General features: G+C 66.0%; 36 protein-coding genes. 30 read left to right on the top strand and 6 right to left on the bottom strand.

Annotated features, from left to right (window positions below):
• Nucleotides 1-68 precede the first annotated feature (68 nt).
• Both ACYX4P_RS13645 and ACYX4P_RS13640 read left to right on the top strand, forming a co-directional pair.
• The gene (locus ACYX4P_RS13645) at nt 69-203 is read left to right on the top strand and encodes a hypothetical protein (RefSeq protein WP_282438995.1); all 135 of its coding nucleotides are present in this window, start codon (nt 69-71) and stop codon (nt 201-203) included.
• A gap of 40 nt (nt 204-243) precedes the next feature.
• The gene (locus ACYX4P_RS13640) at nt 244-387 is read left to right on the top strand and encodes a hypothetical protein (protein WP_248121317.1); all 144 of its coding nucleotides are present in this window, start codon (nt 244-246) and stop codon (nt 385-387) included.
• An 8-nt stretch (nt 388-395) separates the two neighbouring features.
• On the opposite strand, the gene ACYX4P_RS13635 is transcribed toward ACYX4P_RS13640, so the two are convergent.
• The 3 genes from ACYX4P_RS13635 to ACYX4P_RS13625 are packed head-to-tail and all read right to left on the bottom strand — an operon-like array spanning nt 396 to nt 2550.
• Nucleotides 396-1232, bottom strand: a complete 837-nt coding sequence (locus ACYX4P_RS13635) for a hypothetical protein (protein ID WP_248121319.1) — start codon at nt 1230-1232, stop codon at nt 396-398.
• Nucleotides 1229-1921, bottom strand: a complete 693-nt coding sequence (locus ACYX4P_RS13630) for a hypothetical protein (RefSeq protein ID WP_248121321.1) — start codon at nt 1919-1921, stop codon at nt 1229-1231. The genes ACYX4P_RS13635 and ACYX4P_RS13630 overlap by 4 nt, the downstream gene beginning before the upstream one ends.
• A 32-nt stretch (nt 1922-1953) precedes the next feature.
• Nucleotides 1954-2550, bottom strand: a complete 597-nt coding sequence (locus ACYX4P_RS13625) for a hypothetical protein (protein WP_248121323.1) — start codon at nt 2548-2550, stop codon at nt 1954-1956.
• Between the two features lie 429 nt (nt 2551-2979).
• Between ACYX4P_RS13625 and rpsL the strand changes: the two genes are divergently transcribed.
• The 5 genes from rpsL to ACYX4P_RS13600 all read left to right on the top strand — a co-directional run bounded on the left by rpsL (nt 2980) and on the right by ACYX4P_RS13600 (nt 9197).
• On the top strand, nt 2980-3354 hold the full coding sequence (gene rpsL, locus ACYX4P_RS13620; protein ID WP_008260482.1) for a 30S ribosomal protein S12: 375 nt from the start codon (nt 2980-2982) through the stop codon (nt 3352-3354).
• Between the two features lie 81 nt (nt 3355-3435).
• Nucleotides 3436-3909 (top strand): 30S ribosomal protein S7, encoded by a 474-nt coding sequence (rpsG, locus tag ACYX4P_RS13615; protein WP_248121325.1) that lies wholly within the window; start codon nt 3436-3438, stop codon nt 3907-3909.
• A 150-nt stretch (nt 3910-4059) separates the two neighbouring features.
• Entirely contained in the window at nt 4060-6138 is a 2079-nt protein-coding gene (gene fusA / locus ACYX4P_RS13610; protein ID WP_248121327.1) for an elongation factor G, read from the top strand.
• 111 nt (nt 6139-6249) lie between these two features.
• Nucleotides 6250-7440, top strand: a complete 1191-nt coding sequence (gene tuf, locus ACYX4P_RS13605; protein WP_292021164.1) for an elongation factor Tu — start codon at nt 6250-6252, stop codon at nt 7438-7440.
• Nucleotides 7441-7601: 161 nt separating this feature from the next.
• Nucleotides 7602-9197: a carboxylesterase/lipase family protein gene (locus tag ACYX4P_RS13600; RefSeq protein WP_292074750.1), complete on the top strand. Its 1596-nt coding sequence runs from the start codon at nt 7602-7604 to the stop codon at nt 9195-9197.
• A 3-nt stretch (nt 9198-9200) separates the two neighbouring features.
• On the opposite strand, the gene ACYX4P_RS13595 is transcribed toward ACYX4P_RS13600, so the two are convergent.
• Together ACYX4P_RS13595 and ACYX4P_RS13590 are read right to left on the bottom strand one after the other, a co-directional pair.
• Nucleotides 9201-10250, bottom strand: a complete 1050-nt coding sequence (locus tag ACYX4P_RS13595; protein ID WP_248117222.1) for a L,D-transpeptidase family protein — start codon at nt 10248-10250, stop codon at nt 9201-9203.
• A 37-nt stretch (nt 10251-10287) separates the two neighbouring features.
• A complete protein-coding gene (locus ACYX4P_RS13590; protein ID WP_248117220.1) occupies nt 10288-10449 on the bottom strand; it encodes a hypothetical protein in 162 nt (53 codons plus the stop codon).
• Between the two features lie 152 nt (nt 10450-10601).
• On the opposite strand from ACYX4P_RS13590, the gene ACYX4P_RS13585 reads away from it, so the two are divergent.
• From ACYX4P_RS13585 to ACYX4P_RS13575, 3 genes are all read left to right on the top strand, one after another.
• Nucleotides 10602-11762 carry a GNAT family N-acetyltransferase gene (locus ACYX4P_RS13585; RefSeq protein WP_248117218.1) on the top strand — a complete coding sequence of 387 codons (1161 nt, stop codon included), beginning with the start codon at nt 10602-10604 and terminating at the stop codon, nt 11760-11762.
• A 13-nt stretch (nt 11763-11775) separates the two neighbouring features.
• Nucleotides 11776-12690, top strand: coding sequence for a cupin-like domain-containing protein (locus ACYX4P_RS13580; RefSeq protein WP_248117216.1), 915 nt, complete (start codon nt 11776-11778; stop codon nt 12688-12690).
• 84 nt (nt 12691-12774) lie between these two features.
• The gene (locus tag ACYX4P_RS13575; protein WP_248117214.1) at nt 12775-13671 is read left to right on the top strand and encodes a head GIN domain-containing protein; all 897 of its coding nucleotides are present in this window, start codon (nt 12775-12777) and stop codon (nt 13669-13671) included.
• Between the two features lie 136 nt (nt 13672-13807).
• On the opposite strand, the gene ACYX4P_RS13570 is transcribed toward ACYX4P_RS13575, so the two are convergent.
• A complete protein-coding gene (locus ACYX4P_RS13570; protein ID WP_248117212.1) occupies nt 13808-14554 on the bottom strand; it encodes an outer membrane beta-barrel protein in 747 nt (248 codons plus the stop codon).
• Nucleotides 14555-15233: 679 nt separating this feature from the next.
• Here ACYX4P_RS13570 and rpsJ point away from each other — a divergent pair.
• From rpsJ to rpmD, 20 genes are read left to right on the top strand one after another with little or no spacing between them, the layout of a single operon-like run.
• A complete protein-coding gene (gene rpsJ / locus ACYX4P_RS13565; RefSeq protein WP_003164367.1) occupies nt 15234-15539 on the top strand; it encodes a 30S ribosomal protein S10 in 306 nt (101 codons plus the stop codon).
• A 21-nt stretch (nt 15540-15560) separates the two neighbouring features.
• The gene (gene rplC / locus ACYX4P_RS13560; protein WP_055753390.1) at nt 15561-16310 is read left to right on the top strand and encodes a 50S ribosomal protein L3; all 750 of its coding nucleotides are present in this window, start codon (nt 15561-15563) and stop codon (nt 16308-16310) included.
• Entirely contained in the window at nt 16310-16948 is a 639-nt protein-coding gene (gene rplD / locus ACYX4P_RS13555) for a 50S ribosomal protein L4 (protein WP_248117210.1), read from the top strand. Before rplC ends, rplD begins: the two co-directional genes overlap by 1 nt.
• Nucleotides 16948-17250, top strand: coding sequence for a 50S ribosomal protein L23 (locus ACYX4P_RS13550; protein WP_017506057.1), 303 nt, complete (start codon nt 16948-16950; stop codon nt 17248-17250). Before rplD ends, ACYX4P_RS13550 begins: the two co-directional genes overlap by 1 nt.
• A 4-nt stretch (nt 17251-17254) precedes the next feature.
• A complete protein-coding gene (gene rplB, locus ACYX4P_RS13545; protein ID WP_248117208.1) occupies nt 17255-18091 on the top strand; it encodes a 50S ribosomal protein L2 in 837 nt (278 codons plus the stop codon).
• 2 nt (nt 18092-18093) lie between these two features.
• Nucleotides 18094-18372, top strand: a complete 279-nt coding sequence (gene rpsS, locus ACYX4P_RS13540; RefSeq protein WP_017506055.1) for a 30S ribosomal protein S19 — start codon at nt 18094-18096, stop codon at nt 18370-18372.
• 3 nt (nt 18373-18375) lie between these two features.
• Entirely contained in the window at nt 18376-18756 is a 381-nt protein-coding gene (gene rplV, locus ACYX4P_RS13535) for a 50S ribosomal protein L22 (protein ID WP_248117206.1), read from the top strand.
• Complete coding sequence (rpsC, locus tag ACYX4P_RS13530; RefSeq protein ID WP_248117204.1) at nt 18756-19511, top strand: 30S ribosomal protein S3; 756 nt, start codon at nt 18756-18758, stop codon at nt 19509-19511. The genes rplV and rpsC overlap by 1 nt, the downstream gene beginning before the upstream one ends.
• A 3-nt stretch (nt 19512-19514) precedes the next feature.
• On the top strand, nt 19515-19955 hold the full coding sequence (gene rplP, locus ACYX4P_RS13525; protein ID WP_087119314.1) for a 50S ribosomal protein L16: 441 nt from the start codon (nt 19515-19517) through the stop codon (nt 19953-19955).
• Entirely contained in the window at nt 19955-20152 is a 198-nt protein-coding gene (gene rpmC / locus ACYX4P_RS13520) for a 50S ribosomal protein L29 (RefSeq protein ID WP_054765463.1), read from the top strand. Before rplP ends, rpmC begins: the two co-directional genes overlap by 1 nt.
• 10 nt (nt 20153-20162) lie before the next feature.
• Complete coding sequence (gene rpsQ, locus ACYX4P_RS13515; protein WP_087119313.1) at nt 20163-20405, top strand: 30S ribosomal protein S17; 243 nt, start codon at nt 20163-20165, stop codon at nt 20403-20405.
• An 18-nt stretch (nt 20406-20423) separates the two neighbouring features.
• A complete protein-coding gene (rplN, locus tag ACYX4P_RS13510; RefSeq protein WP_248117202.1) occupies nt 20424-20792 on the top strand; it encodes a 50S ribosomal protein L14 in 369 nt (122 codons plus the stop codon).
• A gap of 1 nt (nt 20793) precedes the next feature.
• Nucleotides 20794-21102, top strand: coding sequence for a 50S ribosomal protein L24 (gene rplX / locus ACYX4P_RS13505; RefSeq protein WP_087119312.1), 309 nt, complete (start codon nt 20794-20796; stop codon nt 21100-21102).
• Nucleotides 21102-21662: a 50S ribosomal protein L5 gene (gene rplE / locus ACYX4P_RS13500; RefSeq protein ID WP_248117200.1), complete on the top strand. Its 561-nt coding sequence runs from the start codon at nt 21102-21104 to the stop codon at nt 21660-21662. Before rplX ends, rplE begins: the two co-directional genes overlap by 1 nt.
• A gap of 19 nt (nt 21663-21681) precedes the next feature.
• Nucleotides 21682-21987 carry a 30S ribosomal protein S14 gene (rpsN, locus tag ACYX4P_RS13495; RefSeq protein ID WP_017506048.1) on the top strand — a complete coding sequence of 102 codons (306 nt, stop codon included), beginning with the start codon at nt 21682-21684 and terminating at the stop codon, nt 21985-21987.
• Nucleotides 21988-22002: 15 nt separating this feature from the next.
• The gene (gene rpsH / locus ACYX4P_RS13490; RefSeq protein WP_219895805.1) at nt 22003-22401 is read left to right on the top strand and encodes a 30S ribosomal protein S8; all 399 of its coding nucleotides are present in this window, start codon (nt 22003-22005) and stop codon (nt 22399-22401) included.
• Between the two features lies 1 nt (nt 22402).
• Entirely contained in the window at nt 22403-22936 is a 534-nt protein-coding gene (rplF, locus tag ACYX4P_RS13485; RefSeq protein WP_248117198.1) for a 50S ribosomal protein L6, read from the top strand.
• Nucleotides 22937-22939: 3 nt separating this feature from the next.
• Complete coding sequence (gene rplR / locus ACYX4P_RS13480; RefSeq protein WP_248117196.1) at nt 22940-23296, top strand: 50S ribosomal protein L18; 357 nt, start codon at nt 22940-22942, stop codon at nt 23294-23296.
• Between the two features lie 12 nt (nt 23297-23308).
• Nucleotides 23309-23917 carry a 30S ribosomal protein S5 gene (gene rpsE, locus ACYX4P_RS13475; RefSeq protein WP_248117194.1) on the top strand — a complete coding sequence of 203 codons (609 nt, stop codon included), beginning with the start codon at nt 23309-23311 and terminating at the stop codon, nt 23915-23917.
• 3 nt (nt 23918-23920) lie between these two features.
• Entirely contained in the window at nt 23921-24109 is a 189-nt protein-coding gene (rpmD, locus tag ACYX4P_RS13470; RefSeq protein WP_292046727.1) for a 50S ribosomal protein L30, read from the top strand.
• Nucleotides 24110-24218 lie beyond the last annotated feature (109 nt).

Here is a 24218-nt window from a genome sequence, read left to right as displayed (position 1 = left end):
CTTTTTCTTGTGGCTTGACGCGGCGTCGGGTTGTGCGGAGATAGTTCGAGGTTGTTCGGGAGGCCGCCGTGACGAAATCGGACAAGGTGCTGTGGGGGCTGACGGCCCTGGTGTTGTCGCTGTTCGTCTGGGTGGAGGCCAAGACGATGATGCTCAATCTCGGCGCCGCCATGCACGACGCCCATTGCCAGGACCACGGATGAACCAGCCGCTCGGCTGCCCAAGGCGTGTGTGGGGCGCATCATGACCAAGGAAAAACGGGCGTCGCCCGCTGCGATCGCCTTGAACGTCGTCCTGTGGTGCGGGGTGGGCTACGTCGGTCTTGCCATGGGCGCGATGCATCTTGGGCAGGTGATGCACGATATCCACTGTCAGGATCATCGCTGACGTCGTTGTCAGTCCTTACCGCCAATGCGTAATCCGCCGATGCTCGCCGAGAAGCCCTGACGGTGGCGTTCGCCTCGGTTGATCGTCGACTCCGCGCCTTGGCGCATTTCCACGCCGGGAACGTCGCCCAGGTGAGCCCCGGCGCAGCCCGTGCCGAAGTTGGAGCCGGGGCAGTCGCCCGGCCCGACTACGCCGACGCCCCCGGACAAGGGGCGGTTCATCATCTCCCATTCCGCGAGGCGTCGCGCGCCCTCGCGGGCGAAGCGGGCGTCGCGTTCGGGGTTGCCGGTGCCGGTGATCGGGGCGGCGTTCAGGCCGCGACGCATGGCGTCCTCGCGGCAATGGGCGCGCTCGGCGGCGTTCAACCGATCCGGGGTGGTGCAGCCGATCAAACCCTGGCGCAGGGCGCGGGCCATGGCGTTGGTCCGGTCGCCCGGATCGACGCGCCACGGATCGGCGGGGACCGGCACGCCCTGCGGCGCGGGCGCGGCGAGGCGGGGACGCAGGGGCGCCGGGCGCGCATCCGGCAGGGGCGACGCCTGGGGCGTGGCCGGGGTCTGAATGTTGCGGGCGTCGCGCGGCGCGGCGGCGGGCGCCGGGGCCGGCGGCTGGATCGCCGGGCGCGGCCGTTCGTCCGGCAGCAGGGGACGCGGCGTGATGTCCACATAGACGGGCCGCTGTTCCGGCGCGGTCAGCGGCGCGTCGATCCCCAGGGCCGTCAGGGACAGGACGGCGATCAGACCGGCGTTGATGACGACCGAGGCGGAGGCCAGGGCGACCTTTCGCCAGTCCGGGCGGCGCCGTCGCGACCAGGGGCCAGGCGGAAACATCGACGCAGCGGTCATTCGCGACGCTTTCTGAGGTTGGGCAGGAAGCCGTCCCGCGAGGAGAAGAGATCGATCCGAATATTCACGTCGGGGCATCCTGCCACGGGGTTTGGGTCTTCGCACGACCCTTTGACGCGCGACGGATCGGCCCGCTGAGCCTCCCACTCCGCCAGACGGCGCGCGCCTTGACGAGCGAAGGCGGCGTCGCGTTCCGCATCGCCCGTGCCCCGGATGACGGGAACGGCCTCGGCGTCGGCCCAGCGGTCTTCGCAGACACGGCGGGCGTCGAGCGACAGGCGGTGAGGGGCGTCGCACGACAGGAGGGGGACCCTCTGCCCCGGAACGGCGGCATCGACCCGCCAGCGGCCGTCGATCCCGTCGTGCGTTGCCGCCTCGGTCAGGGCCTGGCGCGGCGACATGGCCGTTCCGCCGCTGTCCGACGCATCCGTCGGGGACGCCTGCGGCCGGCGGGTCGCGGCGAGTGTTTCCTCCAATGGAGGGGCGGAGGCCGACTTCGGCGCGCGGGCAAGGGTCGGCCAGGCGTCGTCCAGATAGACGATTATCGACCCGGCGGACGGCGGCCGGACGCCCAGCTTCACATCGGTCATGCAAAGAAGCGCGACGGCCCCCGCGTTCAGGCCGACGGACGCCGCTGCAAAGCCCGCCTTGCGCCAAGCCAGACGGGCGCCGGTCGCGTTCGCCCTCATCGCGTCAGGTCCGACATCGAATCCGCCATGCGTCAGTTCAAGCCGAATAAGGATCGAAGGCCGGGGTAGGGGCCGTCTCCCTCGCGGTAGTCGCGCCAGCGTTTCTTGACAGCGGCCTCCTTGGCGAAGGCCGCTGTCCGATCCTCGTCACTGGAGCGCACCATCGGCGCGGAGGGCTCCGCGGCCGCCATGGCCAGCGCGCGGCAGGTCTGCCTGTCCTGCAAAGATCGCGCTTCACCGGGGCGGCAATCCGGCCCTTCGCTCCGCGCCGCAGCGCCCGGCGGCCAGGCGAGGTTGGCCGAGGCGCGGGGGCGGACGGTCCAGCGCGGATCGTAGTCGGGCGTCGCAGCAACATCCGACTTCGGCGGCTTGGTCGGCGCCGAAGGTCGATCCCCGAGAAGTTGCGGGGAGGGCGCCGCCGGGCGGTCTGCCGCCGCCTGCATGGCAGGGGGTGGCTGTCGCTGGACTGGGGGCTTGATGAAGACGGGCTCGATATCGACGTAGATGGGAGACGACGCCGGGATTCGTCGTGAGGCCGGGCGTCGATCCTCAAGGTCGAGCAGCGCCAGCACGCTTGCATTGATCGCAAGCGAGAGCGTAATCGCCCCTGTTCTGGCCAGCCCCGCCATAAACCATCCCCGGTTGGTCGTTCGATCAAGCTGAACGCGAAGCGTGGCGGGTTTCAGGCCGAACGACGCTCTAATGAAGACGGTCGCGCTCGTTCGTAATGCGGTGCGGAGCGAGGGGTTAACGGGCGTTCTTGACCTGAGGCCCCATCCCGCGTAGAAGCCGCGCACTCTCGAGGCGTGGCCGGTTCGCCGGTTGCCGAGAGCGTGACAATCGAACGGACGGGCTGTGCCCGCCGGAACGCCCAAAGCGCGCGTTCCGGCCCTTTGTGTTTTGTATTTCCGGTTCACCGGAGCAAACCGGGGGCGTTCGGGTCAGGCCCTCAGTCTCGATGACACCCGGGCGAGGGGATGGTCCCCCGTTCACAAGAAGGCGAGAGGCGCTTCGGTCGAAAGACACACGCCTCCATCAGAAGTCGAGACGAGTTTCGAATGCCTACGATCAACCAGCTGATCCGCAAGCCGCGCAAGCCCAAGCCCACCCGCAACAAGGTGCCGGCCCTGGAGGGTTCGCCCCAGCGTCGCGGCGTCTGCACCCGCGTCTACACCACGACCCCGAAGAAGCCGAACTCGGCTCTGCGTAAGGTCGCCAAGGTCCGTCTGGCCAAGAACGGCTACGAAGCCGTGTGCTACATCCCCGGCGAAGGCCACAACCTGCAGGAACACTCGGTCGTTCTGATCCGCGGCGGCCGCGTGAAGGACTTGCCCGGCGTTCGCTACCACATCCTGCGCGGCGTTCTGGATACCCAAGGCGTCAAGGACCGCAAGCAGCGTCGTTCGCACTACGGCGCCAAGCGTCCGAAGTAAGCCATTCGCTTCCGGGCCGTCGCGCCCGGACGCCTTTTCTAGATATTCCCGGCGCAGGCCGGGCACTGCAAGGAATAACCCATGTCGCGTCGTCACCGCGCCCAGAAGCGTGAAGTTCTGCCGGATCCGAAGTTCGGGGACCTGGTCGTCACCAAGTTCATGAACTACGTCATGTACGAAGGTAAGAAGGCCGTCGCCGAAAACATCGTGTACGGCGCCTTCGACATCCTGGCCGACAAGAAGAAGGACCAAGAGCCGGTCGCCACCTTCCACGCCGCCCTGGACAATGTCGCCCCGTCGGTCGAAGTCCGTTCGCGTCGCGTCGGCGGCGCCACCTATCAGGTGCCCGTCGAAGTCCGCCCGGACCGCCGCCGCGCCCTGGCCATCCGCTGGCTGGTCAACGCCGCGCGCAAGCGTGGCGAGAACACCATGACGGAAAAGCTGGCGGCCGAGCTGCTGGACGCTTCGAACAACCGCGGCACCGCGGTCAAGAAGCGCGAAGACACCCACAAGATGGCCGAAGCCAACCGCGCCTTCAGCCACTATCGCTGGTAAGCGTCTTAAAAGCGCCAACTGCGGCGACTATCTGAGACTATCCGGCGCGGGCGGTTTGAGCTAAATCGCCCGCGCTCGCTTATCCGCCGCATCGACGATCATCCCCGAGGGCGCGCTTCGCGTCCTGCACTACTTCCAAGGCACGTTTTCATGGCTCGTACGCACAAGCTCGAGGACTACCGCAACTTCGGCATCATGGCCCACATCGACGCGGGCAAGACGACGACGACCGAGCGGATCCTGTATTACACCGGCAAATCCCACAAGATCGGCGAAGTCCACGACGGCGCCGCGACCATGGACTGGATGGACCAGGAGCAGGAACGCGGCATCACCATCACCTCGGCCGCGACGACCGCCTTCTGGCAGAACAAGCGCCTGAACATCATCGACACCCCCGGCCACGTGGACTTCACCATCGAGGTCGAACGTTCGCTGCGCGTTCTGGACGGCGCCGTGACGGTGCTGGACGGCAACGCCGGCGTCGAGCCGCAGACCGAAACCGTCTGGCGCCAGGCCGACAAATATTCGGTGCCGCGCATCGTCTTCGTCAACAAGATGGACAAGATCGGCGCCGACTTCGACAAGTCGGTGGAATCGATCCGCGACCGTCTGGGCGCCAAGGCCGTGCCGATCCAATTCCCCATCGGCGCCGAAAGCTCGCTGAAGGGCCTGGTCGACCTGGTCCGCATGAAGGCCGTGGTCTGGGACAACGACGGCCTGGGCGCGTCCTACCGTGACGAAGAGATCCCCGCCGACCTGGTCGACAAGGCCAACGAAGCCCGCCAGTACCTGATCGACAACGCTGTCGAGCTGGACGACGAGGCGATGGAAGCCTACCTCGAAGGCAACGAGCCCGACGAAGCCACCATCAAGAAGTGCATCCGCAAGGCCGTGCTGACCGGCGCCTTCTATCCGATCCTGTGCGGCTCGGCCTTCAAGAACAAGGGCGTGCAGACGCTGCTGGACGCCGTGGTCGACTATCTGCCGTCGCCGCTGGACATCCCGCCGACCCCGGGCATCGACTTCAAGACCGAAGAACCCATCACCCGCAAGGCGTCGGACGACGAGCCCCTGTCGGTTCTGGCCTTCAAGATCATGGACGACCCCTTCGTCGGCTCGCTGACCTTCTGCCGCCTGTATTCGGGCAAGATGGAAACGGGCATGAGCCTGCTGAACTCCAGCCGCGACAAGAAAGAGCGCGTCGGCCGGATGCTGCAGATGCACTCCAACAACCGCGAAGACGTCAAGGAAGCCTACGCCGGCGATATCGTCGCCCTGGCCGGCCTGAAGGAAACCCGCACCGGGGACACCCTGTGCGATCCGCTGAAGTCGCCCGTCATCCTGGAGAAGATGGAATTCCCGGCCCCGGTCATCGAGATCTCGGTCGAGCCCAAGACCAAGGCCGACCAGGAAAAGCTGGGTGTCGCCCTGGCCAAGCTGGCTTCGGAAGATCCGTCCTTCACCGTCTCGACCGACCACGAGTCGGGCCAGACGATCCTGAAGGGCATGGGCGAGCTTCACCTGGACATCAAGATCGACATCCTGAAGCGCACCTACAAGGTCGAGGCCACCATCGGCGCGCCGCAGGTCGCCTATCGTGAATCGCTGGGCCGCAAGGTCGACATCGACTACACCCACAAGAAGCAGACCGGCGGTACGGGCCAGTTCGCCCGCGTCATGATCACCTTCGAACCCGGCGAGCCGGGCTCGGGCTTCGTGTTCGAGAACTCGATCGTCGGCGGCGCGGTGCCGAAGGAATACATCCCCGGCGTCGAAAAGGGCCTGAACTCGGCCAAGGACAACGGCCTGCTGGCCGGCTTCCCGCTGATCGACTTCAAGGCGACGCTGACGGACGGCAAGTTCCACGACGTCGACTCCAGCGTGCTGGCGTTCGAAATCGCGTCGCGCGCCGCCTTCCGCGAACTGAAGGAGAAGGGTGCGCCCAAGCTGCTCGAGCCGATCATGGCGGTGGAAGTCGTGACCCCCGAGGAATACCTCGGCTCGGTCATCGGCGACCTGAACGGCCGTCGCGGCATGATCCAGGGTCAGGACATGCGCGGCAACGCCACTGTCGTGAACGCCTTCGTGCCGCTGGCCAACATGTTCGGCTATGTGAACACGCTGCGCGGCATGTCGCAGGGCCGCGCCCAGTTCACCATGCAATACGACCACTACGAGCCGGTGCCGCAACACGTCGCCGACGAAGTGATCAAGAAGTACGCCTAAGCTTTTCCTTTTGGAAAAGCGCACCTAAATAGCGCCCGGTCGGCCGTCGGCCGGGCGCCCTTAACCCCCAAACTGCAGGAACCCCGGTTCGGGGACCTTAGGAGCTAGAGAATGGCCAAGGAAAAGTTCGAACGCACGAAGCCGCACTGCAACATCGGCACGATCGGTCACGTTGACCACGGCAAGACGACGCTGACGGCGGCGATCACGATGACGCTGGCGAAGGCTGGCGGCGCGAAGGCGATGAACTACGCCGACATCGACGCTGCGCCGGAAGAAAAGGCCCGCGGCATCACGATCAACACCGCGCACGTGGAATATGAGACGGCCAACCGTCACTACGCCCACGTCGACTGCCCCGGCCACGCCGACTATGTGAAGAACATGATCACGGGCGCGGCGCAGATGGACGGCGCGATCCTGGTGGTTTCGGCCGCCGACGGCCCGATGCCGCAAACGCGCGAGCACATCCTGCTGGCCCGTCAGGTCGGCGTGCCGGCCCTGGTGGTCTTCATGAACAAGGTCGACCTGGTCGACGACGAAGAACTGCTGGAACTGGTTGAAATGGAAGTGCGCGAGCTGCTGAGCAGCTACCAGTTCCCGGGCGACGACATTCCGATCACCAAGGGCTCGGCCAAGGCCGCGACCGACGGCGTGAACCCGGAAATCGGCGAACAGCGCGTTCTGGCCCTGATGGAAACCGTCGACGCCTACATCCCGCAGCCGGAACGTCCGGTCGACCTGCCGTTCCTGATGCCGGTCGAAGACGTGTTCTCGATCTCGGGCCGCGGCACCGTGGTCACGGGCCGCGTCGAGAAGGGCATCGTCAAGGTCGGTGAGGAAGTCGAGATCGTCGGCATCCGTCCGGTCCAGAAGACGACCTGCACGGGCGTGGAAATGTTCCGCAAGCTGCTGGACCAAGGTCAGGCGGGCGACAACGTCGGCGTTCTGCTGCGCGGCACCAAGCGCGAAGACGTCGAGCGCGGTCAGGTTCTGTGCAAGCCGGGTTCGATCACCCCGCACACCAAGTTCCAGGCCGAAGCCTACATCCTGACGAAGGAAGAAGGCGGCCGCCACACGCCGTTCTTCACCAACTATCGTCCGCAGTTCTACTTCCGCACGACGGACGTGACCGGCATCGTGCACCTGAAGGAAGGCGTCGAGATGATCATGCCCGGCGACAACGCCGAGCTGAGCGTCGAGCTGATCACGCCGATCGCGATGGACCAGGGCCTGCGCTTCGCCATCCGTGAAGGCGGCCGCACCGTCGGCGCCGGCGTCGTGGCCAAGATCGTCGAGTAATCGACGACACGACCCAGCCCACCGGCTGACCGAGTAGCGTACAGAGCGGCCCCCGGAGCGATCCGGGGGCCGCTTTTGCTTTGCGGCGAGACATAGCGCCGGTCCGCAACGGGTTGCGTGTTCAGGCGTTCGGGTGGACTGCCGAACAGCCAAGGTTCCCGATGCGCCTGATACCCCTGCTTGCGTGCCTGATCGCGCTGACCGCCTGCGCCACCCATCCGGGCAAAGTCGATCATGTCCGGTTCGCCAGCGATGGGAAGACGGTGCTGGCGTCGACGGAGGACGGGGCGGTGCGCGGGGTCGAGGGGGATGGAACGCGGGCGTTCCTGGGCGTGCCGTTCGCCGCGCCGCCGGTGGGCGACGGACGCTGGCGCGCGCCGCAGCCTGTCCAGCCATGGGCCGGCGTGCGCGATGCGACGCGGATCGGGTCGGACTGCACCCAGGCCATCGGGCGGCGCGCCATTCTGGGCGGTGGCGGAGGGATCGTGGTCGGGTCCGAGGATTGTCTTTATCTGAATATCTACGCACCGGCCGGTCAGCCGGAAGAGGCCCGACCGGTGATGGTCTATATCCCCGGCGGCGCCTTCACCGTGGGGGCAGGCGCCAACTACGACCCTTCGAAGCTGGCCCGCGATCAGGGGCGGGTGGTGGTGACGATGAACTATCGGCTGGGCGCCCTGGGCTGGCTGGCCCATCCGGGGTTTGAGGCGACCGGCGAGGGTTTCGGCGGCAATTTCGGCCTGATGGACCAGCAGGCGGCGCTGAAATGGGTGAATCGCAATATCGCGGCCTTCGGCGGCGATCCCGCCAATGTCACCCTGTTCGCGGAGAGCGCGGGGGCCTGGACGGCCTGTTATCTGATGGCGTCGCCGGGGTCGGAGGGGCTGTATCAGCGGGTCATCATGCAGAGCGGCGGCTGTCTGGAGCCGTCATCCCTGATCAGCGCGCAGGACGCCGCCCAGTCGGGGCCGATGTTCGCCGAACGGCTGGGGTGCGACGAAGGGGATCAGATCGCCTGTTTGAAGGCTCTTCCGGCGTGGCGGCTGTCGCGGGCGGCGTCGCTGAGGGCGGGGATCAACGGGCCGGGGTCGTGGGGGCCGGTGCATACGGACGCGACCGTGCCGGAAAGCCCGGCGGACGCGCTGCGCGAGGGGCGGTTCACCCAGGTCCCGGTGCTGGTCGGCGCCAATCTGGACGAAGGCCGGCTGTTCGCCAACGAGGTCAAGACGATGGATCGGTATAGGAAGGAGACGATGTGGATGTATGGCGACGAGGGCCCGCGGGTGCTGGAGCGCTATCCTGTCGGAGAGGACGGGCCCGCCTACGCCATCGCTGCGAACTTCACCGACCAGAGGTTCGCCTGTCCGTCCCAAGCCCTGCGGCGCGTGTTGTCGGCCCATGTGCCGGTCTGGGGCTATGAGTTCGCGGATCGCCAGGCGCCGTTCGTTCTGCCGGCCTGGATCGTGGGGCTGGACCTGGGCGCCTATCACGCCAGCGAGTTGGCCTATGTCTTCGGGACCAGCTGGGTCTTCGCGGATGTGAAGCGGTTCACCCCGCAGCAGAAGGCGCTGTCGGACCGGATGCAGCGCCTTTGGGCGGCGTTCGGCGCGCCGGGCTTTGGCGCCGAATGGCCCCGCGTCGAGGGGGCGGGGCCGGTGCGGGTGTTCGCGCCCGAAGGCGACCGGATGGACCACGACTTCTTCGAACGTCACCACTGCGCCTTCTGGGACGGGACGTCGTTCGGCGCGGTCCACTGACGCCTAGATAAAGCGCACGGTCACGCCGGGCTTGACCTTGTCGGCCAGGGTCCAGGCGTCCCAGTTGGTCAGGCGGACGCAGCCGTGAGAGGCGGTCTTGCCCACCAGTTCCGGGTCTGGCGTGCCGTGGATGCCGTAGCTGGGCTTGTTCAGGTCGATCCAGACGACGCCGACCGGATTGTTGGGGCCCGGCTTGACCACCACCTTCTCCTTGCCGTCGCCGTAGCTGAGCTTGGATGGGTCGTAGGTATAGTCGGGATTGCGAGCCACGCCATTGACCTTGACCGTGCCGGTCGGAGTGGGGTTGTCGCCGCTGCCGATGGTCGCGGGGAAGTAGGCGATCAGCTTGCCGTCGGCGTCGAAGGCGCGGACCGACCCTTCGGACTTGTCGACGTCGATATGATCGACATCGGCCGGCAGAGGCGTGTGATTGACGGCGGGGACCAGAAGCGACTGACCGACGCGATTGAAGTCCGCGCCGGGGTTCATGGCGCGCAGCAGGGCCTCGGTGACGTGGAACCGCTCGGCCAGCGCCTCCACGATGTTGGCGTAGCCCATGTGCTCCGCCTGGCCTTGAGCCGCCAGATCGGTCGGCACGGCGCCGAGATAGGGGCCGGCGATGTCCTGCTGGGTGATCTGGTAGGTGGTTGTGATCGCGCCGGCGCCGACCGCGCGCAGGCGGCCCATGACCTCGGCGTCCAACTGGCCGTTGACCGGCAGGCCCTGCGCCTTTTGGAAGGCGGAGATGGCCTGTTTCATGTTGGAGCCGGCCAGGCCGTCGATGGCGCCGGGCGAGAAGCGCGCCCGTTCAAGAAGAACCTGGGCGCGGATCAGGGCGGGATCGGGCTGGGCCTGAGTTTGGGCGGGGGGCTGGGCGCTTCCTTGCTGGGGCGTCGGTTGGGCCGGAGGGGCGTAGGCGGCGTTTTCGATCGCGTCCCGCGACAGGGGGCCGGTCTGTCCGACCTGGGCGGCGGGGGCCTTGGCCTCCTGCTGGGGCGAACAGGCGGCGAGCGACAGGACGGCGAAGGCGGCGAGGTAGGCGGGACGGTTCATCGAATGGCTTTCGGCAGGCGGTCGGAGAGGGGCGTGTTCAGTTCGGCTTGCCCGTGGCGGGATCGGTTTCGGTCTCGCCGGAGTTGGACGAGCCTTTCGACCCCTGCGGTTCGGTCGCCGGCCGCGGGGGCTCGCCGGGCTTGTCGGGACGAAGGTTTTCGTTCTCGACCTTGCGGTCGTCGGGGCGGCTGTCGGTCATGGTCATCTCCTTGGAGGTCAGGAAACGCACGGGGAGGGCGACGGCTCCGTCAACGCTTGTTCACCATGCCGATCAACCCTGCTGAAACGCGCGCCGTGCAAGGGTAGGCTGAGAAACGGACCTTGCGGCGCACGGCCCGACGAAGGATGAGCATGAGCGGAAACCTGCAGGTCGAGATTGTGGAGGCCGAAGCGCTGGATGGCGCCGCTGTCGCCCTGTGGCGCGCCTGGACAGCCGAGAACCCGGATCTGGCCAGCCCCTATTTCCGCTGGGACTATGCCCAGATCGCCAGCCGCGTCTGCCCCGGCGCGGCCATCGCGGTGTTCCGCCGCGACGGCCGGATCGTGGGCTTCTTCCCGCATCAGCGGCGCGGCGGGGCGTTGCAGCCGCTGGGCGCGCCGATGAACGACTATCACGGGGTGATCGCGCCGGCGGGCGAGACGATCACGCTGGAGGATGTCGCGCGGCTGTTGAAGGCGCGCAGGCTGAACGTGCCGGGCTGGATCGGCGCGGGCGAGGCGGGCCAGACGCGCCAGACGGTGCAGGCCGCCATGCCGGAAGACGGCTATGACGCCTGGTACGCCGAGCGGCGCACGACGTATGGCAAATACTTCAAGGACAAGGAGCGGGCGCGTCGCAGCCTGGAGGCCGAGCTGGGGCCGGTCCGGGTCGAGAGAGGCTTGCGCGACCCCGCGCTGTTGAACCAACTGATCGACCTGAAGGCGGCGCAGTATCGGCGCTCGGGCCTGCACGACATCTTCGCGTGCGGTTGGACGCGGGACCTGCTGCACGCCCTGATGGCCGAGCGGCGCGAGGACTTCGGCGCCTCGATGGCGGCGATGCACGCGGGCGACAAGCTGGTGGCGGTCGAGTTTTCGCTCCATGCCGGGCGGCACTACCATTTCTGGTTCCCGGTCTATGAGCCGGGGCTGGCGCGGTGTTCGCCGGGCATCCTGCTGAGCATGGACACGATGCGGCTGGCCTCAGCGGAGGAGTTCCGGGTGTTTGACTTCGGGTTCGAGGGCGAGCCCTACAAGAAGTATTTCGTCAACGCCCGCCAGACGGTGCGCGAGGCCGTGGTGCTGAAGCCGGGGCTGAGCCAGGCGCTGGGCGACATGGCCGTGGGCGCGCTGGCGAAGGCGGGGGACAAGGGCGAGAAGGTGCGAACCTCCTTGCGCCGCCGCTGGGCCACGATCGAGGCGTGCGAGCCGACGTCGGCCGGACGGCTGAAAGGCACGGCTGCGGCCGCTCGCGCGATGGCGCAGAAACTGGCCGCCCGCAAGAAGACGCCGGCGCGCGTCGCCCATGCGTGAAGGAGAGGCTGTCATGACCACACGCCGCACCCGCTATCCCGGCCCGATCGTCGAGGCCAGAGATCATCCGCACACCTTGGTGGCGCAGGGCTTCGCCGAGGACGCGGCCCTGGCGGCGGTGCTGGACCGGTATCCGGCCGACCTGTTCGACATCAATCTGTACGACTACGACGATGAGGGACAGGTGTCGCTGCGCACCGGGGCGCGCGGGCGTCTGTCGGGGAAAGACCTGCTGGAGGCGATCAAACAGGGCCGACTGTGGGTCAATCTGCGCGAGGTCGAACGTGGCTGGCCTGAACTATGGGCGGCGGCGATGAAGGATTTTGCGGCCATCCAGGCGACCTATCCGGGAATGCGAGCGGTGCGGAACGCGGGGCAGTTGATCCTGTCGTCGCCCAAGGCGCGGGTTCCGTATCATTTCGATGCGGCGGGGGTGGTGCTGTTTCACCTGCGCGGGCGCAAGCGGCTGTTCGTCTATCCGGGCGACGAACGTCACCTGCCAGAGCGCAACATGGAACAGGTGGTGACGCGCCAGACGACTGAGGAACTGCCCTATACGCTGGCGTTCGAGGACGACGCCCAAATCATGGATCTGGAGCCGGGACGGGCGCTGACCTGGCCCCTGTATGCGCCGCACCGGGTGGAGAATCTGGATCGGTTCTGCGTCAGCCTGTCGATGGATTTTCAGACCTGGCCGTCGCGGTTCCGAAATGGGGCGCTGTTCACCAATGCCGTGATCCGCAGCCGGGGCGGTCGGCCGCGCCAGACGGACGAGATGGCCACGCCGGAACTGGCCGCGCGCTGGGCCGCATCCCTGGCGTTGAAGAAGGCCGGCGCGATGAAGAGCCGAATCGCCCATTTCGAGCGTGATTTCGAACCCGAGGTCGGGGCCGCGGACGGCGCGGGGACGCTGAGGCCCGCGGGTTAAATCGCGTTCATGACCTGAAGTTAAAATGACTTGGCGGCGCGCGGCGTGCACCTTCCCCTGCATAGACGGGAAGGGAACAGCCGAATGAAGACCGCATTGATCGCCGCCGCCGCCGCCGCCGCCGCCCTGACGGGGCTGGCCGCCGCCCCCGCATCGGCCGCAGAGGTCCAGATTCGCAACCTCGTGGCGCGGGTCGTCGTGATCGTGGAGGATCGCCAGGATGTGGGGGTCGAGGTGACGCAGGGCGCCTCGGGGCTGCCGGCCGTGCAGGTGCGCCGCGAAGGCGGCGGGGTCCGCATCGATGGCGGCCTGGGCCGTAACGGAGGCTTCTGGGCCAATGGCGGAAATCGCATTGGCGGCTGCAACACCAGCCGGGCCGACGCCAGCCAGCCGGGCCGTGGCGCGACCGTCGAGGTCGGCAACCTGGGCCGCGTGCGCCTGGAGGACGCGCCGATGATCGTGATCCGCACGCCGCGCGACGTGGATGTCAGCGCCGGCGGGGCTGTTTTCGGCTCGGTCGGACGCGGCGCGCGCTCTGTCGAGCTGAACAGCGGCGGCTGCGGGGCGTGGAACGTGGCCAATGTCGACGGGCGGGTGTCGCTGGGCGTCGGCGGCTCCGGCTCGATCCGAGCCGGCTCTTCGCGCGCGCTGGAAGCCAATGTGGGCGGGTCGGGCAGCATCTACGCCGGCCCCACCGGCGACCTGAAGGCGGCCGTGGGCGGATCGGGCAATGTCGAGGTGGCCAGCGCCGGGGGCGACGGCGACCTGTCCATTGGCGGATCGGGCGGGATCAATGTTCGCCAGGGGCGGATGGACAAGCTGTCGGTGGCCATCGGCGGATCGGGCGACGTGCGCTACGGCGGCGCGACCCGCGACCTGAGCGTGGCCATCGCCGGATCTGGCAATGTCCGCGTCGCCTCCGCCACCGGCGCGGTGTCGCGCACCGTGGTCGGATCGGGCACGCTGCAGATCGGGCGCTGAGGTCCGCCTCATCGCTTTAAAGGCAAGGCCCCCGGTCGTGGAACCCCGGGGGCCTTTTCCTTTCGCCCATAGAAAAGGCCCCGGCGGATCGCTCCGCCGGGGCCTCTTTGTCTTCCGGCTCTCGCCAGCGGCTCGATCAGAAGCCGCGGATGCCCGGCAGGCCCGCCAGGGTGCGGCCCAGGTTGGCGCCGGCGCGGTCCAGCGTCTGCAGCGCGCCGCCGAAGTTGTAGCGTGCGCCGATGACGAAGTTGTCGGCATCGACGTCCACATCGTTCAGCGAAACGCGCTGCCACGAGCCGAACAGGCTGATCGGGCTGTTGTCCAGCTGGTACTCGGCGCCGACGCCGTAAGCCCAGGCGTCGACCTTGCCGGCCACGTCGGTGTCGATGTTGTTGTACGACACGCCGGCGTTCAGGCGCAGCGACGGGTTGACGTAGTAGGCGTAGTCGCCGCCGAAGGTCCAGGCGTCAGCCCCGTCCAGATCGGTGTAGGCGACAACGCCGGTCAGGGTGGCGGAGGCCAGATACTTCTGCACTTCGCCGCCGACCGAGAAGTAGTTCTCGCCGCCCAGGTCCGAAACGCCCGCGAAGGCGCCGGCGCGCAGATCCGAACCAAACGTCTTGGTCAGGTGAGCGGCGGCTGCGCCGACGGTGTCGTCGCCCAGGTCGCTGTCGGAGTAGGCGACCGAACCGTTCAGGGTCACGGTCCATTCCGGGGCGACCTTCATGGCGGTCACGCCGTCCAGGGTCGCGCCGTCGGTCTTGAAGCCCTCGGTGTCGGTGTGGGTGTAGCCCAGGCCGACCGAACCGATGGCATCTTGGGCGAAGGCCGGAGCGGCGAACAGGGTGGCGGCGGCGGCCGACGCGAGGAGGATCGTCTTCATTTTGTCTTGTCCTTAGCAGTCTTGCCCGGATGGGGGTCCAGGGAGGGGCGCCTGCTATCAGCATAAGGCCGAGGTGCAGCATCAAACCGCTGTTCGATAAGTCTCTGTCGCCAAATTGTTGCGCGACTGTCACGGTGTGCGGCAGGAATGTGTCGGCAACACGGAGAAGCGGTGGCAGGTGGTTAACGTGAACCCGGAACGGCTAAAGCATGCCCTCACGCTCGCCATTGGTCTGCAGGCGCCTCGACCGTTCCCTTGTTCGAACGCCGGCCGGCGTTCTTTGGCCCATGACGTTGGCCCGATGATCTACACATATATATGTCGTGGAATCCGCCGGCCGGACCGCGCGCATCCGGGGTGGGGCACGACAGGGCCGAGTGACAACAGAATCCTGTCTGCGCCTTGGTTTCGCCGCTTGACGAAATCGGAATCGGTAGGCATAAGCCACCACTCTTGTTGGACCGGCTGTGCACTTCGGTGCAGACGCGGTTCGCAAGAACGACCTAAGTCACTGTTCTTTGCAGCTTCTTGGGACTTCAGCGGCCTTCGCGGGGAACTGCGTGGGCCGATCGTTTTTGCGGATTTGCGTATCCTGAGGGCCTCGTGCCCGAAGGCCTTCGGTCTTTGAAATGGTTCACAGGGACGCGGTCCTCCGACCGCATTGGAAGTAAGCACCGATATGGATCAAAGCATCCGCATCAGGCTCAAGGCCTTTGATCATCGCGTCCTCGATTTCTCGACGCGCGAGATCGTCAATACAGCCAAGCGCACCGGCGCGACCGTTCGCGGTCCGATTCCGCTGCCGACCCTGATCGAAAAGTTCACCGTGAACCGCTCTCCGCACGTCGATAAGAAGTCGCGTGAGCAGTTTGAAATCCGCACGCACAAGCGCGTGCTCGACATCGTCGACCCCACCCCGCAGACCGTGGACGCGCTCATGAAGCTCGACCTGTCCGCCGGCGTGGACGTCGAGATCAAGATTTAAAGTAGAAAGAGGCGGGATCCGATGCGCACGGGCGTGATCGCCAAGAAGCTGGGCATGACCCGCGTGTTCGCCGATGACGGCGCGCACGTACCGGTCACTGTGCTGCAGCTCGACGGCTGCCAAGTCGTCGGCCAACGTACCCAGGAGCGTGACGGCTACGTCGCTCTCCAGCTGGGCGCTGGCACGAAGAAGGCCAAGAACACCAACAAGGCTCAACGCGAGACCTTCGCCAAGGCGGAAGTCGAGCCCAAGGCCTATGTCACCGAGTTCCGCGTCGATGCGGACGGTCTGCTGGACGTGGGCGCCGAACTGTCGGCCGAACACTTCCTGGTCGGCCAGAAGGTGGACATCCAGGGCGAGACCATCGGTAAGGGTTTCGCCGGCGCCATGAAGCGCTGGAACTTCGGCGGCCTTCGCGCCACCCACGGCGTCTCGGTCTCGCACCGTTCGCACGGTTCGACGGGTAACCGTCAGGACCCGGGTCGCACGTTCCCCGGCAAGAAGATGGCCGGCCATTACGGCACGGAAACCGTCACCACCCAGAACCTGACCGTCGTCCGCGTGGACGCCGAGCGTGGTCTGATCCTGATCAAGGGCGCCGTCCCGGGTCACGACGGCAGCTACGTCAAGGTTCGCGACGCCATCAAGAAGGCTCGTCCGGCTGACGCTCCGTTCCCTGGCGCGCTTAAGTCGAGCAAGTCTGCTGCTCAACCCGCCTCGACGCCGGCTGAAGAAGCCCCTGTCGAAGCGACCGAAGGCGGTGAAGCGTAATGAAACTCTCTGTCATCCAACTCGACGGCAAGGCTGCTGGCGACGTGGAGCTGTCGGACGCCGTCTTCGGCATCGACGCCATCCGCGGCGACATCCTGGCTCGCACCGTCAACTGGCAGCTGGCCAAGCGCCGCGCCGGCACGCACAAGGTTCAAACCCGTAACGAGAACTCTCGCACGGGCAAGAAGATGTACAAGCAGAAGGGCACCGGCGGCGCTCGTCACGGTTCGCGCCGTGCCCCGCAGTTCGTCGGCGGCTCGCGCGCCTTCGGTCCGGTCGTTCGCGACCACGGCTTCTCGCTGCCGAAGAAGATCCGCGCGCTCGCTCTGCGTCACGCCCTGTCCTCCAAGGCCAAGTCCGGCGACCTGATCGTCGTCGACACCGTCTCGGTCAAGGAGGCCAAGACGGCCGCCCTGCGCGAGACGTTCGGCAAGCTGGGCTGGACCAAGGCTCTCATCATCGCGGGTCCCGAAGTCGACACGAACTTCGGCCTGGCCGCACGCAACATCCCGCACATCGACGTGCTGCCGAACGCCGGCCTGAACGTCTATGACATCCTGCGCGCGGACAAGCTGGTGCTGACCAAGGCCGCCATCGAGGCGATCGAAGCCCGCTTCAGCGATAAGGAAGCCGCGTAATGGCCGCTCAACCTACCGCCAAGCACTACGACACCATCCTGGCCCCGGTGATCACCGAAAAGGCCACGATCCTGTCCGAGCAGAACAAGGTCGTCTTCCGCGTCGCCGACACGGCGTCCAAGGACGAGATCGCAGCCGCGGTCGAAAGCCTGTTCAAAGTCAACGTCGTCAAGGTCAACACCCTGGTCCAAAAGGGCAAGACCAAGCGCTTCCGGGGCATCCTGGGTCGTCGCGTCGACATCAAAAAAGCGATCGTGACGCTGGCCGACGGCCAGTCGATCGACGTCACCACGGGGCTCTGATCAGATGGCCTTGAAAACCTACAATCCGACTTCGCCGGGCCGTCGCGCCCTCGTGCTGGTCGACCGTTCGGAACTCCACAAGGGCCGTCCGGAAAAGTCGCTGACCGAAGGCCTGACCAAGTCGGGCGGACGCGGGCAGGGCGGTCGCATCGCGGTCCGCTTCCGTGGCGGCGGCGCCAAGACCCTGTACCGCAAGATCGACTTCAAGCGTCGCAAGTGGGACATGGTCGGCACGGTCGAGCGTCTGGAATACGACCCGAACCGCACGGCCTTCATCGCGCTGGTCACCTATGCCGATGGCGAGAAGACCTACATCATCGCGCCGCAACGCCTTAAGGCGGGCGACACGATCATCGCGGGCGAAAAGACCGACGTGAAGCCTGGCAACGCCATGCCGCTGCGTTCGATGCCGGTGGGTACGATCATCCACAACATCGAAATGAAGCCGGGCAAGGGCGCTCAACTGGCCCGTTCGGCCGGCGCCTACGCCCAGCTGGTGGGTCGCGATCAGGGCTACGCCCAGATCCGTCTCGGCTCGGGCGAGCTGCGCATGGTCCTGGACGGCTGCATCGCCACGGTGGGCGCGGTTTCGAACCCCGACCACATGAACCAGAACCTGGGCAAGGCCGGTCGCAAGCGTCACATGGGCTGGCGTCCGCACGTTCGCGGCGTCGCCATGAACCCGATCGACCACCCGCATGGTGGTGGTGAAGGCCGGACCTCTGGTGGTCGCACCCCCGTCACGCCGTGGGGTAAGGACACCAAGGGCACTCGTACCCGCAAGAACAAGGCTACGGACAAGTACATCATCCGTACCCGCCACGTTAAGAAGGCTCGCTAAGAATGGCCCGCTCCTCCTGGAAAGGCCCGTTTGTCGACGGGTATCTGCTCAAGAAGGCCGACGCCGTTCAATCGTCGGGCCGCAAGGACGTGATCAAGACCTGGTCGCGCCGCTCCACCATCCTGCCGCAGTTCGTCGGTCTGACGTTCGGCGTCCATAACGGTCAGAAGCACGTGCCCGTGTCGGTCTCGGAAGAGATGGTCGGCATGAAGCTCGGCGAGTTCGCCCCGACCCGGAACTTCCCGGGGCACGCGGCGGACAAGAAGGCCAAAAGGAAGTAACCGATGGCCCAGACAAAAAACGAGCGTCGGGTCGCCCCGACCGAGGCCCGCGCCAAGCTGGTCAACGTGCGCATCAGCCCGCAAAAGCTGAACCTGGTGGCCGCTTCGATCCGCGGCATGCCGGTTCAGAAGGCGCTGAACGAGCTGGAGTTCAGCCGTAAGCGCATCGCCGGCGACGTCCGCAAGGTCCTGTATTCGGCCGTCTCCAACGCCGAGAACAACCACAACCTCGACATCGACAACCTGGTCGTCGCCGAGGCTTTCGTGGGCAAGAACCTGGTGATGAAGCGTTTCGCGAGCCGTGCTCGCGGTCGTTCGTCGCGCATCCTGAAACCGTTCAGCGAGATCACCATCGTGGTCCGTGAAGCCGGCGAGGCCGCCTGATGGGACAGAAAATCAATCCGGTCGGTCTGCGCCTCGGCGTGAACCGCACGTGGGACAGCCGTTGGTTCGCCGCCGGCGCCGACTATTCCCGCCTGCTGCACCAGGACCTGAAGCTGCGCGAGTGGCTGAAGGAACGTCTGGCCGCCGCCGGCGTGTCGCGCATCATCATCGAGCGCCCGCACAAGAAGTGCCGCATCACCATCTACGCCGCCCGTCCTGGCGTCGTGATCGGCAAGAAGGGCGCCGACATCGAGAAGCTCCGCAAGGACATCTCGGCGCGCACCGAGGGTGAAGTTCACCTGAACATCATCGAAGTCCGCAAGCCGGAAACCGATGCACAGCTGATCGCCGAGAACATCGCGCAGCAGCTGGAACGCCGCGTGGCCTTCCGTCGCGCCATGAAGCGTTCGATGCAGTCGGCCATGCGTCTGGGCGCCAAGGGCATTCGTATGAATGTCTCGGGTCGTCTGGGCGGCGCGGAAATCGCGCGTATGGAATGGTACCGCGAAGGCCGTGTGCCGCTTCACACCCTGCGCGCCGACATCGACTACGGCTTCTACGAAGCCAAGACGACCTACGGCATCATCGGCGTGAAGGTCTGGGTCTTTAAGGGTGAAGTGCTGGAGCACGATCCCATGGCGCAGGACAAGCGTTGGGCCCAGGAAGCTTCGGGTCCGTCCTCGAACGAAGGCCGCGAACGCGGCGGCCCCCGTGGCGACCGCGGTCCGCGTCGCGACCGGGGACGTGAGAACTAAGTCATGTTGCAACCGAAGAAGACCAAGTACCGCAAGGCCTTCAAGGGCCGCATCCACGGCTCGGCCAAGGGCGGCTTCTCGCTGAACTTCGGGTCGTACGGCCTGAAGACGCTGGAGCCGGAACGCATCACCGCGCGTCAGATCGAAGCGGCTCGCCGCGCGATCACGCGCCAGATGAAGCGCCAAGGCCGCGTCTGGATCCGCGTCTTCCCCGACCTGCCCGTCACGGGCAAGCCGGCCGAAGTCCGGATGGGTAAGGGCAAGGGCGCCGTGGACCATTGGGCCGCGCGCTGCCACCCTGGCCGCATCCTGTTTGAAATCGACGGCGTTCCGGACGATGTCGCCCGCGAAGCGCTCCGTCTCGGCGCAGCCAAGCTGCCGGTCCGCACCAAGGTGGTGACCCGCATCGACGCCGGCGTCGCTCATGTCGAGGTAGCCGCCTAATGACCAAGATCGCCGATCTGCGGTCGCAAACGACCGACCAACTGGCCGACGAGCTGCTGAAGCTCAAGAAGGAACAGTTCAACCTGCGCTTCCAGGCGGCCACCGGCCAAATGGAAAAGACCCACCGCGTGGGTGAAGTGCGCAAAGACATCGCTCGCATCTCGACGCTTCTGCGCGAGAAGCGTGCGGCCTCGTAAGGAAACGAATATGCCCAAGCGAATTCTCGAAGGCGTGGTCGTGTCCGACAAGGGCGAAAAGACCGTCGTCGTGAAGGTGGAGCGCACGCTGCTCCACCCGCTTCTGAAGAAGACCGTCCGGTCCTCCAAGAAGTACCACGCGCACGACGAAGCCAACGCGCTCAAGGTCGGCGACATCGCTCGCATCGTCGAGTGCGCCCCGAAGTCCAAGCTGAAGCGCTGGGAAGTCATCTCCCCGGCCTCGGCCTCGTAATCAGAAGGATCTGATCTTATGATCCAGATGCAAACTAACCTGGAAGTGGCCGACAATTCGGGCGCCCGCCGGGTCATGTGCATCAAGGTGTTGGGCGGCTCCAAGCGCCGCTACGCCTCGATCGGCGACACCATCGTCGCCTCCGTGAAGGAAGCCATCCCGCGTGGTCGCGTGAAGAAGGGCGACGTCGTTCGCGCCATCGTCGTGCGCACCGCCAAGGACATCCAACGCAAGGACGGCTCGGTCATCCGCTTCGACAAGTCGGCCGCCGTCATCGTCAACAAGGCGAACGAGCCGGTTGGCACGCGGATCTTCGGCCCGGTTCCCCGCGAACTGCGCGCCAAGAACCACATGAAGATCATCTCGCTGGCTCCGGAGGTCCTGTAACATGGCCGCCAAGATCAAGAAGGGCGACCGCGTCGTCGTCCTCACCGGCAAGGACAAGGGCCGCACGGGCAATGTGCTGAAGGTCCTGCCTTCCGAAAACCGCGTCGTCGTCGAAGGCGTCAACATGGTTCAGCGCCACACGCGCCCGAGCCAGGCTGACCCGCAAGGCGGCATCAAGAACAAGGAAGCCTCGCTTCACCTGTCGAACGTCGCGATCGCCGACGCCAACGGCAAGGCGACCCGCGTCGGCTTCAAGATCGATGGGGACACCAAGGTCCGCATCGCCAAGACGACGGGAGACGTCATCTGATGGCGACCGAAAAGTACGCTCCGCGCCTTAAAGGCGAATATCACTCGCGCATCCGCCAGGTGATGAAGGACAAGTTCGGCTATACGAACGAAATGCAGGTGCCCAAGCTGGACAAGATCGTCCTGAACATGGGCATCGGCGAAGCCGTCGCGGACTCCAAGAAGGTGAACACCGCCCTCAAGGACCTGACGGCCATCGCCGGCCAGAAGGCCGTCGCCACCAAGGCCCGCAACTCCATCGCCGGCTTCAAGCTGCGTGAAGGCATGGTCATCGGCGGCAAGGTCACGCTGCGCGGCGACCAGATGTACGAGTTCCTGGACCGGTTCATCACGATCGCCCTGCCGCGCGTGAAGGACTTCCGTGGTCTGAAGGGCACGTCCTTCGACGGTCGCGGCAACTACGCCACCGGCCTGAAGGAACACATCGTGTTCCCCGAGATCAACTACGACCAGATCGATCAGATGTGGGGCATGGACATTGTCGTCTGCACCACGGCCAAGACCGATGAGGAAGCCAAGGCTCTCCTCACCGAGTTCAAGTTCCCGTTCGTGAAGAACTGAGCGGGAAGGGAAGAGAACAATGGCTAAGAAGAGCGCCGTAAACCGCAACGAAGCCGTCAAGGCCCTGGTTGCGAAGTATGCCGCAAAGCGCGCCGCCCTGAAGGCGACCGCCAACGACGAAAACCTGCCGCTGGAGGAGCGCTTCGAGGCGCGCCTGCAACTGGCCGCCCTGCCGCGCAACTCCGCGCCGAGCCGCATTCGCAACCGCTGCGAAGTGACGGGTCGCCCGCGTGCTTTCTATCGCAAGCTCAAGATGAGCCGGATCGCGCTGCGTGAACTGGGCAACCTGGGCCAGATTCCCGGCCTGACGAAGTCGAGCTGGTAAGGGGAGCGAACAGACATGATGATCAACGATCCCCTGAGCGACATGATCGCTCGCATCAAGAACGCGGCGACCCGCAAGCGTTCCAAGGTGCTGACCCCCGCTTCGCGTCTTCGCCAGCGCGTCCTGGACGTGCTGCAGGACGAAGGCTACATCCGCGGCTACAACCTGGTTCAGAACCCGGGTGAGTTTCCGCAGTTCGAGATCGAGCTGAAGTACTTCGACGGCCAACCCGTCATCGCCGAGATCGCGCGCGTGTCCAAGCCTGGCCGCCGCGTCTATTCGGCGATCGGCGATCTGAAGCCGATCAAGAACGGCCTCGGCATCTCGATCCTTTCGACTTCGAAGGGCGTCATGTCCGACGCCGCCGCTCGCGACGCCAATGTCGGCGGCGAAGTCCTCTGCAGGGTCTACTGATATGTCCCGTATTGGCAAGAAAACCATCGCCGTGCCGAAGGGCGTGACTGTCACGCTCGACGGCCAGAACATCACCGTCAAGGGTCCCAAGGGCGAACGCGCCTGGACCGTCGCCGACGAGATCGAAGTCAAGCAGGAAGGCGAGGAACTGTCGCTGACCCCGCGTTCGGACACCCCTCGCGCCCGCGCGATGTGGGGTCTGTCGCGGACCCTGGTCGACAACATGGTCACCGGCGTCACCTCGGGCTTCGAGAAGTCGCTGGAACTGGTCGGCGTGGGTTACCGCGCCGCGATGAAGGGCAACGCCCTGTCGCTGCAACTCGGCTTCTCGCATGAAGTCGATATCGATCCGCCGGCCGGCGTCAGCTTCGCTGTGCCCAAGCAGACCGAGATCAAGATCTCGGGCTCGGACAAGCAGGCCGTGGGTCAGGTCGCCGCGGTCATCCGCAAGCTGCGTCCGCCGGAGCCCTACAAGGGCAAGGGCGTCCGTTACGCCGGCGAGACCGTGCGTCGCAAGGAAGGCAAGAAGAAGTAAGTCATGGCTCTCTCTCTTCGACAACAAGCCAAGCGCCGCGCAGAGCGCACTCGCCGTCGCCTGAAGGCTGTCGCCAACGGTCGTCTGCGTCTGTCGGTCTATCGTTCGGACAAGAACATCTCGGCCCAGATCATCGACGACGCCCAGGGCGTGACGATCGCCGCCGCTTCGTCGCTGGAAGGCGGCAAGGGCAAGCGGGGTTCGGACACGGCCGCGGCCGCCGCGATCGGCAAGCTGATCGCCGAACGCGCCATCGAGAAAGGCGTCAAGGACGTCGTCTTCGACCGCGGCGAGTACATCTATCACGGACGGGTGAAGGCGCTGGCGGAAGCCGCGCGTGAAGCCGGCCTGAACTTCTAAGGGACGCGACAGATGGCGCAACAACCCCAACGCGGCGGCGGCGGCAACGATCGCAACCGTCGTGACAACCGCAACGCTCCCGCTGTCGATGGCCCGGATTCGGACATCGTCGAGAAGCTGGTCCACATCAACCGCGTCGCCGCCACCGTTAAGGGCGGCCGTCGCTTCAGCTTCGCAGCCCTGATGGTCGTCGGCGACGGCAAGGGCCGGGTCGGCTTCGGTCACGGCAAGGCGCGTGAAGTGCCGGAAGCCATCCGCAAGGCGACGGAAGAAGCCAAGAAGACGATGATCCGCGTTCCTCTGCGCGAGAACCGCACCCTGCACCACGACGGCAACGGCCGTTGGGGCGCCGGCAAGATCATGATGCGCGCGGCCCCTCCCGGCACCGGCGTCATCGCCGGCGGTCCGATGCGTGCGGTCCTCGAAACCCTTGGCGTCCAGGACGTCGTGGGCAAGTCGACCGGCTCGTCGAACCCCTACAACATGATCCGTGCGACGTTCGAGGCCCTGAAGGTCCAGTCGTCGCCGCGTCAGGTCGCTTCGAAGCGTGGCAAGAAGGTCGCCGACCTGATGGGCCGCCGCAACGACGGCGCCTCGACGCCGGAAGCTGTGGAGTCCTAAGTCATGGCCGAGAACAAGACCGTCACCATCAAGCAGATCGCTTCGCCGATCCGCCGCAAGAATGACCAGCGCGCCACCCTGGTGGGCCTGGGCTTGAACCGCATGGGTCGTGAAGCGACCCTGGAGGACACCCCTTCGGTTCGCGGCATGATCGCCAAGGTCCACCATCTGGTGGAAGTGGTCGAGAAGTAAGCCTTTCGCCCTCCCTCGGAACACCGGGGGAGGGCGTTTCGCATCTTGCTTATGTTTCGGGGGTCGCCTATGAGCGGCCCTTCATTTTTTCCGAGCCGAGTCTGGCCGC

The organism is Brevundimonas sp. ABV4_179 (genome assembly GCF_056311945.1).
This window is presented reverse-complemented; position numbering and strand designations above follow the sequence as displayed.